Annotated in this window: 10 protein-coding genes; 4 read left to right on the top strand and 6 right to left on the bottom strand. The window is 66.6% G+C overall.

Annotated elements, in window-relative coordinates:
- The first annotated feature begins 12 nt into the window (after positions 1-12).
- The 3 genes from OVO38_RS03720 to OVO38_RS03710 all read left to right on the top strand — a co-directional run bounded on the left by OVO38_RS03720 (position 13) and on the right by OVO38_RS03710 (position 6,885).
- The gene (locus OVO38_RS03720) at positions 13-4,686 is read left to right on the top strand and encodes an ATP-dependent helicase (RefSeq protein WP_267207777.1); all 4,674 of its coding nucleotides are present in this window, start codon (positions 13-15) and stop codon (positions 4,684-4,686) included.
- Between the two features lie 84 nt (positions 4,687-4,770).
- A complete protein-coding gene (locus tag OVO38_RS03715) occupies positions 4,771-6,039 on the top strand; it encodes an ATP-binding protein (protein WP_267207776.1) in 1,269 nt (422 codons plus the stop codon).
- Positions 6,040-6,075: 36 nt separating this feature from the next.
- Positions 6,076-6,885, top strand: a complete 810-nt coding sequence (locus tag OVO38_RS03710; protein ID WP_267207775.1) for a DNA-formamidopyrimidine glycosylase family protein — start codon at positions 6,076-6,078, stop codon at positions 6,883-6,885.
- 4 nt (positions 6,886-6,889) lie between these two features.
- Here the strand turns inward: OVO38_RS03710 and OVO38_RS03705 are convergent, their stop codons facing one another.
- From OVO38_RS03705 to OVO38_RS03690, 4 genes are all read right to left on the bottom strand, one after another.
- Positions 6,890-7,522: a DedA family protein gene (locus OVO38_RS03705; RefSeq protein WP_095277091.1), complete on the bottom strand. Its 633-nt coding sequence runs from the start codon at positions 7,520-7,522 to the stop codon at positions 6,890-6,892.
- Positions 7,523-7,571: 49 nt separating this feature from the next.
- Complete coding sequence (locus OVO38_RS03700; RefSeq protein ID WP_095553239.1) at positions 7,572-9,059, bottom strand: glutamate-cysteine ligase family protein; 1,488 nt, start codon at positions 9,057-9,059, stop codon at positions 7,572-7,574.
- A 6-nt stretch (positions 9,060-9,065) separates the two neighbouring features.
- On the bottom strand, positions 9,066-10,703 hold the full coding sequence (gene pgi, locus OVO38_RS03695) for a glucose-6-phosphate isomerase (RefSeq protein ID WP_239214422.1): 1,638 nt from the start codon (positions 10,701-10,703) through the stop codon (positions 9,066-9,068).
- Between the two features lie 64 nt (positions 10,704-10,767).
- Entirely contained in the window at positions 10,768-11,061 is a 294-nt protein-coding gene (locus OVO38_RS03690) for a chorismate mutase (protein ID WP_095277083.1), read from the bottom strand.
- Positions 11,062-11,162: 101 nt separating this feature from the next.
- On the opposite strand from OVO38_RS03690, the gene pcrA reads away from it, so the two are divergent.
- A complete protein-coding gene (gene pcrA / locus OVO38_RS03685; RefSeq protein ID WP_095553237.1) occupies positions 11,163-13,499 on the top strand; it encodes a DNA helicase PcrA in 2,337 nt (778 codons plus the stop codon).
- Here pcrA and OVO38_RS03680 read toward each other — a convergent pair.
- Positions 13,496-14,188, bottom strand: coding sequence for a M23 family metallopeptidase (locus OVO38_RS03680; RefSeq protein WP_095277078.1), 693 nt, complete (start codon positions 14,186-14,188; stop codon positions 13,496-13,498). The two genes, pcrA and OVO38_RS03680, sit on opposite strands and share 4 nt — an antisense overlap.
- A gap of 465 nt (positions 14,189-14,653) precedes the next feature.
- Positions 14,654-15,391, bottom strand: a complete 738-nt coding sequence (locus tag OVO38_RS03675; protein WP_095553236.1) for a M23 family metallopeptidase — start codon at positions 15,389-15,391, stop codon at positions 14,654-14,656.
- Between the last annotated feature and the right edge of the window lie 138 nt (positions 15,392-15,529).

The raw sequence follows: 15,529 nt of genomic DNA, 5'->3' as shown, positions 1-15,529 counted from the left end.
ATCCTTGCAGCCATGAGCACGGAGATCCTCAACCGCTTCCACCCCCAGGTGGCCACCTGGTTTTCGGAGGTCTTCGCGGAACCGACCCCTGTCCAGCAGGGGGCGTGGCGCGCCATCGCGGACGGGGAGAACGCCCTGGTGGTCGCGCCCACCGGCTCGGGTAAAACGCTCGCGGCCTTCCTCTGGTCGCTGAACTCGCTGGTCGAGCGTGCTGGCCAGCAGGCCCTGCCTATCGACGGCGCGCAGTCCTCCACCCACGGTGGCGTCCGCGTCCTCTACATCTCCCCGTTGAAAGCGCTGGGCGTGGACGTGGAAAACAACCTGCGCGCGCCGCTTGGCGGGATCGCGCGCGTCGCGCAGCGGATGGGGCGCGATATGCCGGACATCTCCGTCGGCGTGCGCTCCGGCGACACCCCGCAGGCGGAGCGTAACCGGCAGCTGCGAAAGCCGCCTGACATTCTCATCACCACGCCGGAGTCGCTCTACCTCATGCTCACCTCCAAGGCGGCGGGCATCCTGAAAACGGTCGACACCGTAATTGTGGACGAGATCCACGCGCTGGCCGGCACGAAGCGCGGCGTGCACCTCACGCTCTCGCTCGAGCGCCTGCGCCGCCTCGCGGGGAACTTCCAGCGCATCGGCCTGTCCGCCACGGTGCGCCCGCTGGAGGCGGTGGCGAACTTCCTGGGCGACAAGACCACCATCATCAATCCGCCCGCGGAGAAGCGCTGGCAGCTGGACGTTCACGTCCCCGTCGAGGACATGTCGGACCTGCCGGTGCCGGAGGATGCTTCCACGATTGGGGAGGCCGTGATTGAGGGTGACGTCGAAAAGCTTTTGCTTGACGACGCCACCGAGCCCCCACCACCGGGCGCCGCGAAATCCATCTGGCCACACATCGAGCGCGCCGTGTACGACGAGGTGATGGCGCACCGCTCCACGATCGTCTTCGTCAACTCCCGGCGCACCGCGGAGCGGCTGACCAGCCAGCTCAACGAGCTGTGGGCGAAGGAGCACGACCCGGACGCGCTCTCGCCGCAGACCCGGCGCCCGCCCGCGCAGCTGATGAAGTCGGTGGACACGGCGGGCCACGCGGAGCAGGTCATCGCGCGCGCCCACCACGGCAGCGTGTCCAAGGACGAGCGGCTGCAGACCGAGACGATGCTCAAGGAGGGTGCGCTGCGCGCGGTGATTTCCACCTCGTCGCTGGAGCTGGGCATCGACATGGGCGCGGTGGACCTGGTGATCCAGGTCGAGTCGGCTCCCTCGGTGGCCTCGGGGCTGCAGCGCGTCGGCCGCGCCGGGCACACCGTGGGCGCGGTCTCGCAGGGCAGCTTCTACCCCAAGCACCGCTCTGACCTGGTACAAACTGCGGTGACGGTCCCGCGAATGCGCGAGGGCGCGATCGAGGAGCTGCACACCCCGCGCAGCCCGCTGGACGTGCTCGCGCAGCAGACGGTCGCCGCCGTCGCCTTCGAGGACCTGGACGTGGACGAGTGGTTCGACACCGTGCGCCGCGCCTGGCCCTACCGGGACCTGGCGCGCGAGGTGTTCGATTCCGTGATCGACCTGGTCACCGGTGTGTACCCGTCGACTGACTTCGCGGAGCTTCGGCCCCGCGCCATTCTGGAAGGCACGACGCTAAAGGCCCGGCCGGGCGCGCAGCGCGTCGCGGTGACGAATGCTGGCACGATCCCGGACCGTGGCATGTTCGGCGTGTTCTTGCTCGGCTCGGACGACAAAGCGCCCCGCCGCGTCGGCGAGCTGGACGAGGAGATGGTCTACGAATCCCGCGTGGGCGACGTGTTTACCCTCGGCGCGTCGAGCTGGCGCATCGAGAACATCACCCGCGACCAGGTGCAGGTCACGCCCGCGCCCGGCCACACGGGCCGGCTCCCGTTCTGGAACGGCGACGGCCTGGGTCGCCCATACGAGCTGGGCAAGGCGCTCGGCGAGTTCCGCCGCCAGGCGCGCTCGGGCGAGGGCATCGACCCGGCGCTCGACGAGTTCGCGCGCTCCAACCTCGTTGCCTACCTGCAGGAACAGGAAGAGGCCACGGGCGTGCTGCCGGATGAGCAGACGCTGGTGCTCGAGCGCTTCACCGACGAGCTGGGCGATTGGCGCGTGGTCTTGCACACCCCCTTTGGCAAGGGCGTGAACGCGGCGTGGGCGTTGGCCACCGGCTGGCGCGTCGCCCAGGAGACCGGCATGGACGCCCAAGCCGTTGCGGGCGACGACGGCATTGTGCTGCGCCTGCCGCAGGGGGAGAAGGAGCCGGACGGGTCGCTCTTCCAATTCGACGCCGACGAGATCGCCGACATCGTCACCGAGCAGGTCGGTAACTCCGCCCTGTTCGCGGCCCGCTTCCGCGAGTGCGCCGCCCGCGCCCTGCTCCTGCCGCGCCGTAACCCTGGCAAGCGCGCGCCGCTGTGGCAGCAGCGCCAGCGCGCGGAGCAGCTGCTCGACGTCGCGCGCAACTACCCGTCGTTCCCCATCATCTTGGAAACGGTCCGCGAGTGCCTCCAGGACGTCTACGACCTGCCCGCGCTCCAGGAGGTCGTGCGCGAGCTGTCCACGCGCCGCATCCGCATCGCGGAGGTGACCACGGACCAGCCGAGCCCGTTCGCCTCCTCGCTGCTGTTCAACTACACCGGCGCCTTCATGTACGAGGGCGACACCCCGCTCGCCGAAAAGCGCGCCGCCGCCCTCTCGCTCGACCCGTCGCTGTTGGCCAAGCTCTTGGGCACCGTGGAGCTGCGGGAGCTTCTCGACGCCGACGTGATCGCCGAAACCGACGCGAAACTCCGCCGCCTGGGGCGCGCGAAAACCAGCGAGCAGTTCGCCGACACCCTGCGGATGGTGGGGCCAGTCGCCGTGGATGCGCTCGCTGACTACACCGACGTCCCCCTGGCCACGCTGGAGGAGAGCCTGCACGGCCGGGTGATGCGGGTGCGCATCGGCGGGCGCGAGCACCTCGCGCAAACGCTTGACGCCCCGCTGCTTCGCGACGGCCTGGGCATCCCCGTCCCGCCCGGGGTTGCCGCACAGGTGGCCACCATCCCGGACGCGCTGCAGCAGCTGGTCGGGCGCTGGGTGCGCACGCGCGGCCCGTTCACCCTGCGCGACCTGGCCGACGCGTTTGGCCTCGCGGTTGGCGCGGCGCACGAGCCGCTGACCCGGCTAGTGGACCAGGACAAGGTGATCCCGGGGCGCTACCGGCAGGGCGTGGACGAGGAAGAATACGTCGCCGCCGAAGTCTTGCGCATCATCCGCTCGCGCTCGCTGGCGGTGACCCGAGCGCAAACCCAGCCGGTGACGCAGTCCGCCTACGGGCGTTTCTTGCCGGCCTGGCACAACGTGGCCCCAGCAGGCGTGCGTCCGGCACTCCGCGGCGCGGACGGCGTGTTCACCGTGCTCGAGCAACTAGCCGGAGTACGCCTGCCTGCCAGCGCGTGGGAGTCGCACATTCTGCCCTCGCGCGTGGGCGACTACTCGCCGGTAATGCTCGACGAGCTCACCGCGGGCAGGGAAATCCTCATCGTCGGCGCGGGCAAGGCCGGCGCGCGCGACCCGTGGATCATGCTGCTGCCCGCCGACTACGCCGAGCAGCTCATGCCGCAGGTGGATGAACCACAACTCAGCCTCACGCAGACGCAGGTGATGGAGTGCATTCGCGGAGGCGGCGGCTACCTGTTCGCGGACCTGCTAGGCCCCGTCACCGAGCGCACCACGACTGCCGAGGAGCTGCGCGAGGCCATGTGGGACCTCGTCGAGGCCGGCAGCGTTTCACCCGACTCCTTCGCGCCCATCCGCGCCCGCCTCGCCGGTGGCAAAGGCAAGTCGGCGCACCGCACGCGGCGCCGCCCGCAGCGCAGCCGCATCCGCTCGGGGCGCACCTCCTTCGCCAACACCACGCCGCCGGACATGGTGGGGCGCTGGGCCGCGACACCCCGCGCGGACACCGACGCCACGCGCCGCTCCGTCGCGCTGGGGGAGAGCCTGCTCGACCGCTACGGCGTGGTCACCCGCGGCTCCGTCGTGGCCGAGGACATCCTCGGCGGCTTCGCGCTGGCCTACAAGACGCTGTCCGGCTTCGAATCCTCCGGCAAGGCGATGCGCGGCTACCTCATCGAGGGCCTCGGCGTATCGCAGTTTTCCACCCCGGCCACCATCGACCGGCTACGCGGGCACGCGGACTCCGACGACATCATCGGCTGGCCGTCCGGCACCCGCGAGCCTCACGTCCACGTGCTCGCCGCCACCGACCCCGCCAACCCTTACGGCGCCGCCCTGCCGTGGCCCGTGCAGGGCCCGACGAGGGCAGCAGGGGCCATCGTCGTGCTTATCGACGGCCTCCTCGCCGCCCACATCACCCGCGGCGGCAAAACCATGACCACATTCTTCGACGGCTTCCCGGAGGGGGTGGGCGACCCGCTCCCGCTGGTCATCGGTGCGTTGGATGAGGCGGTGCGCGCCGGGCGGATGCAGCCCGTGGGCGTCGAGAAGCTCAATGGTGGCCCAGCGTTTGGCCTGCGCGACTACGGGGCGCGGGTGACGCACAAGGGCGTGAAGATTGGCGCGAAAGCTGCGGCGCCGCCGAAGCGGCGGGGCAGGAGCGTGGCCGAGGCGCTGGGGGAGATGGACGAGGCGCGCGGGCCCGCCGAGGGGCTCAGCTTCGACGATTAGCGCGCCAAAAATCTGCAAAACATCAAGTACGATGTCTGCAAAACATAAAGTATAAATCCTGCAATATGTAAAACAGGGGGAGTTTTGGATACACAACAGCTGGCTGGCCGTCGATACCGCCCGAGAATCGTCGATAAGCGGCTTGAGTTTCTGCTCGAGGCGAGCGGTGCAGTGATTATTGAAGGACCTCGCGGGTGCGGGAAGACGATGACAGGGCTCCACCACTGTGCGTCGTATGCGCTTATCGATGACCCGGCGACAAACCACATTGCGAAACTCGCGCCGGCCGCGGTGATAGACGGTCCTCGACCGCGGCTCCTCGATGAGTGGCAAGCTGCCCCCGACCTGTTTAATCTCGCCCGACGAGAAGTGGACCTAGCAGCAGCACCTGGACAATTTATTTTAGCCGGTTCAGCGGTTCCTGCGGATAGCATTACTCGACATACCGGTGCGGCTCGATTTCTTCGGCTTCGGCAACGCACACTCACGCTGTGTGAGAAGGCAGATTACGCCCCCGTTGTATCGCTGGCTGGACTCCTACAGGGGGAGCCGGTCACCCCCGACGCTGGTCAGATTTCCTACACCCAAGTCATCCAAAATCTGCTCACTCCGGGGTTTCCGGGATTCCAAACCGGAAATGAGCAGATCGTGTTGGCCCAGTTACACGGATACCTGTCGGAGGCAGCGCGTTCGGACATGCACCGCGTGGCGGACTTGCGCGTCACTCCACTTGCTACAGAGCGGCTGATTGCGGCAATCGCAAGGTCCGTTTCTGTGGAAGTTTCCGTCTCCACACTGCGAAAGGATTTGGATACGGTAAGTCCAGGAATCTCGCTACCGACGGTGACGAAACTCCTCGACAGTCTGCAGCGGATCTTTGTTGTGGAGGCGGTCTCCGCATGGGCCCCGCGGCTCCGCTCGAAAGCGAGGTTGCGTGTCTCGCCCAAGTATCATCTGGCCGATCCCGGGCTAGCCATTGCGGCACTCGGAGCAACATCCGCCTCATTGACCGCGGATCCTGAGACAGTGGGCCTTCTCTTCGAATCGGCCGTGATCCACGACCTCGCAGTCATGATCGAAGCAATGGGAGGTTCCATTTACCACTACCGGGACTCAAACGGCAACGAGATCGATGCGGTGCTCACACTGCCTGATGGGCGCTGGGGTGCTGTCGAAGTGAAAACTGGGTTCAGTGGGGTTGAGCGAGGCGTAGCCTCGCTGAAAAAGGCGATCGCCTCGATAGATCACGAATCCGGACCTCCAACGTTTAGCGCGGTGATCACGGGCACAGGCATCACAACTCCGTTCGACGACGGGATTGTCACCTTCCCGCTGCACCAACTCCGTACCTAACCCGCGACTAGCGCCCCCGGGGCCTAGAATCGCACCATGCCTGAAGGGGATTCCGTCTACCAGCTGTCCAAACGTCTGCAGTGGATGACCGGCCGGGAGGTCACGCGCACGAGCCTGCGCGTGCCCCGCTACGCCACGGTCGACTTCACCGGCATGACCTGCGAGCGCGTGTGGCCCTACGGCAAGCACCTGTTTATGCAGTTCGGCGCGCCCGGCCACACGGCGCAGATCCTGCACACACACCTGAAGATGGAGGGCACCTGGGCCTTCCACCGGGCGGGCCAGCGGTGGCGCAAGCCCGGCCACGCCGCCCGCGTCGTGCTCTCGCTTGCCGACGCCCCCGCCCCCGACATCGAGCTCGTCGGGTTTTGGCTCGGACTTGTCCGGGTCTTCCCGGCCCGCGAGTACCCCCAGGAGATGGGGTATTTGGGCCCCGACCTGCTCGCCGATGACTTCGACGCCGCCGAGGCGATCCGCCGCATCGAGGCGGACCCGGACATGGAGATCGGGCGGGCGCTGTTGGATCAGCGCAACCTCGCCGGGATCGGCAACGAGTACCGCGCCGAGATCAACTTTCTGGCGGGGACCCACCCGGCGTTGAAGGTGGGGGACGTGGACGTCGCAAAGCATGTGGCCCTTGCGCGCCGGCTGATGTGGGCAAACAAAGACTCGCCCGTGCGCGTGACCACCGGGATCAGGCGTGCGGGCGAGACGAGCTACGTGTTTGGGCGGAACCGGAAACCGTGCAGGCGCTGCGGCACGCTCATTACCAAGGGGTTTCTCGGGGGCGAGGGTGACCTGGAGCGCGTGATCTGGTGGTGCCCGCGGTGCCAGCCCGCGCCGTGAGCCGCTACTGGGCGGGGGCGCCTTCCTTGCGCTCCTTCATGGCGCGGCGGATGAAGAAGGCGAGGAAGCCGACGATGATCAGGATGAGAATGACGTAGATGACCTTGGAATACGCATCGACGTACCCGGTGACCTCCTCCCACCGGTCGCCGAGCGCGTAGCCGAGGGAGACCAGGATGGTGTTCCAGATCGCGGAGCCGAGCGTGGTCCAGATACCAAACGTGAGCAGGCTCATGCGGTCCAGGCCGGCGGGGATGGAGATCAGGGAACGGATGCCCGGGATGAGGCGGCCGATGAATACGGAGGTCCTGCCGTACTTGTCAAAGAATTTCAGCGACGCATCCACGTCGGAGGCTTTGACCAGCCACATCCAGTCCGCGATCTTGCGCAGGCGGGCGGCACCCAGCCAGGCGCCGATGCCGTAGAGGAGGTACGCGCCGACGACGGAGCCGACGATGGACCAGATGAGCACGGAGGCGAAGGACAGGGAGCCCTGCGCCACGGTGAAGCCGCCGAGCGGGAGGACCACCTCAGATGGGATTGGCGGGAAGAGGTTTTCTAGCAGGATGGCGATGCCAACGCCCGGGCCGCCGAGGATCTCCATGAGGTGGATGATCCAGTCGATGATTCCTTGCACGGCTACTCCTTGTATTCCATTTGGGCCGAAGCTAAACGCTTATTGTGCCCTACGAGACCTCCAAGGACCAAGTGTGCACAGGCGCGCCGGACTGCTGGTTTGCTACGTATTGCCTGAGCACGCGGGCGAGCGCGTCGCCGCGCTCCTTGGTGGCCGGCCGCGACTGCGGGGCGATGGAGTTGAGCGCGTTGAGCTGCCACATCGCCCCGTTTTGGCGCGTGCGGGCTCGGCCCTCGATGATGCCGAGGTATTCGTCGGCGAGGTGGGGTGCGACGTCGAGAAGCTCCAAACCCTCGTGGGCGAGGGGCAGCAGGTGCTTTGCGACGAGCTCCGTGACGTCAATACTGCCCAGCGTCGGCCAGGTCATCTGCGCGGTGAGCCCGTGGCGCGCGCCCTCGTGGAAGTTGCGCTCGGCGTCCTCGAAGCTGAGGCGCGACCAGACGGGGCGGGTCTGCTCGCTGAGCGCCTTGACCATGCCGTAGTAGAAGGCGGCGTCCGCGATGATGTCCTTGACAGTGGGGCCTGCGGGCAGGAGGCGGTTTTCCACGCGGATGTGGGAGAGCTCCGTGTTCGGGTCGTAGATGGCGCGGTTCCAGCGCCAGATCGTGCCGTTGTGCAGGTTGAGGTAGTGCAGCCCGGGGCTGTCGCCCCTCATGAACGGGGCGCCGGCCTGCATGCGGCCCTCCGGGAGCAGCGGGGAGAAGTACCGGACGTTCTCCTCGAAGAGGTCGAAGACGCTGGTGATCCAGCGCTCGCCGAACCAGACACGCGGGCGCACGCCCTGGTTAATCAGCTCCTGGGTGCGCGTATCGATGGACTGCTGGAACACGGGGATGCGCGATTCGTGCCAGACCCGGTGCCCCATAAAGAGCGGGGAGTTCGCGGATAGCGCGGCCTGCACGCCCGCGATCGCCTGGGACGCGTTCCACGCGTTGGCAAAGCGCGCGGGGGAAACCTGCAGGTGCAACTGGATGGACGTGCAGGTGGATTCGGTGGCGATGTCCTCGAAGTTGTGGCGGTAGCGCTCCTCGCGCCACAGGTTGAGGTGGACGAGCTCACCGCGGGTATCCATGATGGAGTTGTTCAGCCCCGCGTAGCGGTTCTCCGGCGTCATCCACGCCGGGTTTTTGAGGAACTTCGAGGTCATGGTGGGCAGGGTGCCGATCATCGCGACGGTGGAGCCGGCGGCCTCCGCGGCCTCGGACACCTCTTTGAGGCGCCGGCTGAGCCCCTCCTCGAGCGTGGTCAGGCCGTCGCCCGCAATGGACAGCGGCGGGTGGTTGAGCTCGACGTTGTAGGCGCCGATTTCAGACTGGAACTCGTCGCCGAGGCGCTCGAGCACGGCCTGGTTGTTGGCGTGCGGGCGCATCTCCGCGTCCACCAGGTTGAGCTCCAGCTCCAGCCCGATCGTGCCGTGGCTGACAAACTCCGCCTCCTGCAGGTGGCGGTCGAAGAGCTCGAGCTCGTCCTCCAGGCGCCTCCGGTACACAGAGCGCTGGCGCGGGGTGTAGGAATCTGCGGAGATTTGCTCGCCCATGGGTGCCTACTTCTTGCTGCGGTACCAGGAAATCAGTGCATCGGTGGAGGCATCGCCGGTGTTCGGTGCCTCCTTGCCCGCGACGGCGGCTGCGAGGTCGTTGGCCTGCTGCTTGCCCAGCTCAACGCCCCACTGGTCGAAGGAGTTGATGTCCCAGATGACGCCCTCGGTGAACACGATGTGCTCGTAGAGCGCGATGAGCGCGCCCAGGGTAAACGGGCTGAGTTCCTCGGCCAGGATCGTGGTGGTGGGGCGGTTGCCCGGCATGACCTTGTGCGGGGCCAGCTCGTTGCTCACGCCCTCCGCCTCGATGGTCTGCTGGTCCTTGCCAAACGCGAGCACCTTGGTTTGGGCGAAGAAGTTGCCCATCAGCAGGTCGTGCATGGAGCCGGTGCCGTCGGCGGTGGGGAAGTCCTCCTTCGGCGTGGCAAAACCGATGAAGTCCGCGGGCACCATCGTGGTGCCCTGGTGCAGGAGCTGGAAGAAGGCGTGCTGGCCGTTGGTGCCCGGCTCGCCCCAGAAGATCTCGCCGGTGTCGTAGGTGACCGGGGAGCCGTCGTGGCGGACCGACTTGCCGTTGGACTCCATGGTCAGCTGCTGCAGGTACGCCGGGAAGCGGGAGAGGTCCTCGGAGTAGGGGAGCACGGCGTGAGTCTGGACGTCGTAGAAGTTGCGGTACCAGACGTTGAGCAGGCCCATCAGCGCCGGGACGTTCTTGGACAGCTCGGTGGTGCGGAAGTGCTCGTCCATGGCGTGGAAGCCCTCGAGCAGGCGCATGAAGTCCATCGGGCCGATCACGGCCATGAGGCTCAGGCCGATTGCGGAGTCGACCGAGTAGCGGCCGCCAACCCAGTCCCAGAAGCCGAACATGTTGGTCGTGTCGATGCCAAATTCGGCGACCTTCTCCTTGTTCGTGGATACGGCGACGAAGTGCTTGGCAATCGCGGACTCGTCGCCGTCGAACTGCTCGAGCAGCCAGCGCTTCGCCGCGTGCGCGTTGGTCAGCGTCTCCTGCGTGGTGAACGTCTTGGAGGCGATGATGAATAGGGTCTCCTCCGCGTTGCAGCGGTCCAGCACCGCGGCCATGTCTGCCGGGTCGACGTTGGACACGAACTCCGCGGTGATACCTGCGGTGGCGTAGGCGCGCAGCGCCTTGGTCGCCATCGCGGGACCCAGGTCCGAGCCGCCGATGCCAATGTTCACGACCTTCTTGATGGTGTGGCCGGTGTGGCCGAGCCACTCGCCGGAGCGCAGGGCGGAGGCGAAGTCGCGCATGCGGCCGAGGACCTCGTGGACGTCGGCGGCGACGTCCTGGCCGTCGACCTCCAGGTCCGCCTCGGCCGGCAGGCGCAGCGCGGTGTGGAGCACTGCGCGATCCTCGGTGTTGTTGATGTGGGCGCCGTCAAACATCTGGCCGATCTTGTCCTGCAGGCCCGCTTCCTCTGCGAGGGCGGTCAGGGCGTCGAGCACGGAGGCGTCGATAAGCTGCTTCGACATGTCCACGTGCAGGCCTGCCGCCTCGAAGGTGAGGTTTGTCGCGCGGTTGCTGTCCGCGGCGAAGAGATCGCGCAGCGTGGTCTGCGACTTCTCGGCGTGCAGCTTTTCCAGGTTTTTCCAGGCAGACGTGGACGTGATGTCGGTCATTATTCCTCCCAAGGAAGTGCGAATCGTTCTCACCCCACGGTAGCCAAAAGTGCGGTGCGAGTGCCTAGCCCAGCTTCCCGCGGCCCAGGCGCAGCAGGATGTTGGCCAGGGTTGGGCCTTCCTCGCCCAGCTCGTCGCGGAACTGGTTAATGATTGCCACCTCGCGGGTGTGCACGAGCTTCGTGCCGCCGGATCCCATCCGCGTCTTGCCGATGGCGCGGGAGACCTCGGAGCGGCGCTTCACCGCGTCCAGGATCACCCGGTCCAGCCGGTCAATCTCCTTGCGGTACTGCTGAATCTCCGCGTCCGACAGCGGGTCATCGGTGCCAGAGGGCATGCGGATGTCAAAATCGCTCATGGCAGGACATTATGCCACGGCACCTGCGGATATGGACCGTTTTATCCAGGGTGTTCGAACGGGCTCGGGGCGATGTTGGGGCGGTGGGTACTCTGAACCGCATGACTGATCTGACCCTGGGACTCAATCCGCAACAGCAGGCGGCTGTGCAGCACGAGGGCTCGCCGCTGCTCATCGTCGCCGGCGCAGGCTCCGGCAAGACCGCCGTGCTGACCCGCCGCATTGCTTACCTGTTGCAGCAGCGCGGGGTCGCGCCGTGGCAGGTGCTCGCCATCACCTTTACTAATAAGGCGGCCGCGGAAATGAAGGAGCGCGTCGCCCAGTTGGTCGGCCCGGAGTCGGAGCGCATGTGGGTGGCCACGTTCCACTCGGTCTGCGTGCGCATCCTGCGCCAGCAGGCGCAGCTCGTGCCGGGGCTGAACACCAACTTCACCATCTACGACTCGGATGATTCCCGCCGCTTGCTGTCCATGATTGCCAAGGACTTCAACCTGGACCTGAAGAAGTTCTCCGCGCGCACCCTGGCCAACGGCATCTCCAATCTCAAGAACGAGCTCGTGGACCCGGACACCGCGTTAGCGGACGCGGAGCGCACCCACAACCCGTCCGAGACCACCGTGGCCAAGGTCTTTGCGGAGTACCAGCGCCGCCTGCGCCAGTCCAACGCCCTGGACTTTGACGACCTGGTGGGGGAGGTCGTGCGCATTCTCAAGGAGCACCCGCAGGTCACGGAGTACTACCGCCGCCGCTTCCGCCACGTGCTGGTGGACGAGTACCAGGACACGAACCACGCGCAGTACGAGCTCATCCACACGCTCGTCGGCACGGGTGCGGACGCCCCGGAGCTCGCGGTGGTGGGCGACTCGGACCAGTCGATCTACGCGTTCCGCGGTGCCACGATCCGCAACATCGAGGAGTTCGAGCGCGACTACCCCAACGCGCGCACCATCCTGTTGGAGCAGAACTACCGCTCCACCCAGAACATTTTGAACGCGGCCAACTCGGTGATCGCGCAGAACGAGGGGCGCCGGCCGAAGAAGCTGTGGACCGACCACGGCGCGGGCGAGAAGATCGTCGGCTACGTCGCGGACAACGAGCACGACGAGGCCCGCTTTATCGCCTCGGAGATCGACCAGCTGTCAGACTCCGGCGTCCCGTACTCCGACATGGCGGTCATGTACCGCACCAACAACGCCTCGCGCGCGCTCGAGGACATCTTCATCCGCTCCGGCATCCCGTACAAGGTGGTCGGCGGCACGCGCTTCTACGAGCGCCGCGAGATCCGCGACATCGTCGCCTACATGAAAGTTCTGGACAACCCCGATGACACGGTCAGCCTGCGCCGCATCGTCAACGTGCCCAAGCGCGCGATCGGCGACAAGGCCCAGGCCATGGTGGCACTCCACGCGGAGAACCAGGGGGTGAGCTTCGGGCAGGCGCTTATCGACGCCGCGTCGGGGAACGTCGACATGATCAAAGCTCGCGCCAAGAACGCGATCAGCGGGTTCGTAGAGCTTATGGACGGACTGCGCAAGGAGATGCCGGAGCTGCGCAACGAGGTCACGGGCATGCCGGACCTGGGCCAGCTCGTCTCCCGCATCTTGGACGCGACCGGGTACAAGGCGGAGCTGGAGGCGTCGAACGACCCCCAGGACGCGACTCGCCTGGACAACCTCAACGAGCTCGTCTCCGTCGCGCGCGAGTTCTCCTCCGAGGCGGCCAACCAGGTCGCGTACATGTCGGACGAGGAGCTCGACGCCGTGATGGTGGAGGGCGAGCCCGCGCCGGGATCGCTGCAGGCGTTCCTGGAAAAGGTTTCTCTTGTGGCGGACGCGGACCAGCTGCCGGACAACGAGCAGGGCGTGGTCACCATGATGACACTGCACACCGCGAAGGGCCTGGAGTTTCCCACCGTCTTTGTCACCGGCTGGGAGGACGGGCAGTTCCCGCACCTGCGCGCGCTGGGGGACCCGGACGAACTGGCCGAGGAGCGCCGCCTGGCGTACGTGGGCATCACCCGCGCCAAGCAGCGGCTGTACCTCACGCGCGCGATGCTGCGCTCCTCGTGGGGGAACCCGGTGACCAATCCCGCCAGCCGCTTCCTCGCGGAAGTCCCGGAGGACCTCATCGACTGGCGCAGGACTGAGCCGAGCGGAACCGGCGCGTCCGGCGCCTGGGGCTCGCCCGCGCCCCTCGGCGGTGGCCGGCGCTCGGGTTCGGGCCGGCGCTCGGGTCGCGGGGCCGGTTCCAGCGGGGTGAAGGTGCACAAGAACCTCAACCTGGCGCCGGGCGACCGGGTCAACCACGCCAAGTACGGGCTCGGCACCGTCCAGTCCGTGGACGGCGCGGGAGTGCGTGAGACCGTGACGGTGGACTTCGGCTCCTCCGGCACCGTCCGGCTCATGCTCATCGGCGGGCTGCCGATGGAGAAGATTTAGGAGATCCGGATGCCCTGCTGGGCGAACCAGGGGACGGGGTCGACCTGGTTCACGCCGTCGGGCTTGATCTCAAAGTGGAGGTGGGGGCCGGTGGACTGGCCCTCAGAGCCGATCTGAGCGATCTGCTCGCCAGCCTTGACGCGCTGGCCAACGGACACGTTGTACTGCGACATGTGGCCGTACACGGACACCTCGCCGCCGTCGTGCTGGATGACGACCCAGTTGCCAAAGCCCTGCGCAGGTCCGGCGTTGATCACGGTGCCGTCCATCACGGCGTAGATCGGGCTGCCCAGGCTGTTGGCAATGTCGATGCCGCGGTGCATGGTGCCCCAGCGCATGCCGAAGCCGGAGGTGAACGTACCGGTGGCCGGCGTGACCACGGTGCGGCCGTCCGCGGTGCGGCCGCGCTGCATGGTGACTCCGCCTGCGCCGTTGTCGGGGGTGAACTGGCTGCTGATCTCTTGGCCGAGCGCGCGTGGGTCGTAGACAATGCTGTAGTCACCGACGGTGAGGGTGGCGCCGGACTCCAAAATGGTGTCCGCGGCCTTGGCCAGGTGCTTGACCGCATCCTGTTGGTTTTCTACCGGGGCGCCGTTGATCTGGATGGCCGGGCCGGCGAATGCCGGGGCGGGCAGCAGGGTGAGCGAAAGCGCCGTGGCAGCGACTGCGGCAAGCAGGCGACGTTGCATGTGCGACAAACCTTTACATTGAGGGGAGCGTATACCGCGTTAAAACTTAGCGCGCCGGCACCCCGTGAGCAACGCTCTGACGTGCATTTTTGTCGAAAGGTTGTGTTATTTTTCGCCATCCGCGCAGGTCAACACGGGTGTTACTGGAGTGAAAATTGTTGCAAAAGTGACGCGAGTTGAGGGGGAGTCCGGGGATGGGGGGTCGGTTTGGTTGGAAGCTGGGCGGATGCTCCACGCCCGACCTGGCCTGGGGTGGAAAAGGCGCGCCCCAAACGGCCCGTCCTGCATGACGAAGACTGGATGACGAGGGTGCGACGAAATTCCGCGTCTTCGTCATCGCGTTCTCGTCAAACAGGCCAAAGCGCACCCCAACGGCACACCGAGCCGGGCCCGTGATCCCAGCGAACGCCGCAGCAACGCAAAACGCCCCGGGAAAACCGGGGCGTCAAGAGGGGAAGGAAGGTCTTAGAGCGAGATGCCGCGCTCTGCCAGCCAAGCGGCCGGGTCGACGGGCGTGGTGCCGTCCGGGTGGATCTCAAAGTGCAGGTGCGAGCCGGTGGAGAAGCCCATGCTGCCCATGCCGGCGATGTTCTGGCCGGCGTGGACGCGCTCGCCGACTGCCACGTTGAGCGTCTGCATGTGGCCGTAGACGGAGACGGAGCCGTCGTCGTGGCGCAGGCGGATCCAGTTGCCGTAGCCCTGGGCCGGGCCGGAGTCGATCACGGTGCCGTCCATGACGGCGAGGATCGGGGTGCCCGGGGAGTTTGCGATGTCCACGCCGTAGTGGAAGGAGCCCCAACGCGGGCTGAACGGGGAGGTGAATGCGCCCTCTGCTGGCTTGACGGTCTGCGGTGCGCGGGCGGCCTCGTCGGCCTTTGCTACTTCGTCGGAGTGTGCAACGGCCTTGTCCAGCTGGTCGGTCAGGTTGGTGACCGGCTTGTACTCGGAGATGGCCAGCACCTGCGGGGAGGAGGCGAGGGCGTCGGCGGTGGCGACGGCGTGATCAACAAGCTGGTTGGTATCCGCAGCCAGCTCGATGTCAACGTTGGAGGTCTGCGGACCGTCTGCAGCCAGGGTTGCGGCGGCGGCGCCGGAGAGGCCGGCGGTGGAGACTGCGCCGGTGGTGACGGCGACCATGGCGACGCGACCCTTGTTCGGGGTCTGCTTGCGGTGCTTGCCGCCCTGCTTCGATGCGTTGTACATGTGCCCTCTTTGAAGCGTTCCGTTGGTCTGCGTTCCGCAACCTTCCCGGTAGCGGATCGTAACCTTCCTGTTATCTACGAGAGGTCACTGTAACGAATTGGTCTCGGCATGGCAAGCTGGATTCTAAAATTTTCTTAA

This window comes from Corynebacterium sp. Marseille-P8863 (genome assembly GCF_946902955.1).
Lineage (GTDB): Bacteria > Actinomycetota > Actinomycetes > Mycobacteriales > Mycobacteriaceae > Corynebacterium > Corynebacterium gottingense.
The sequence above is the reverse complement of the archived record's forward strand: the minus strand, read 5'-3'. Positions and strand labels throughout refer to the sequence as shown.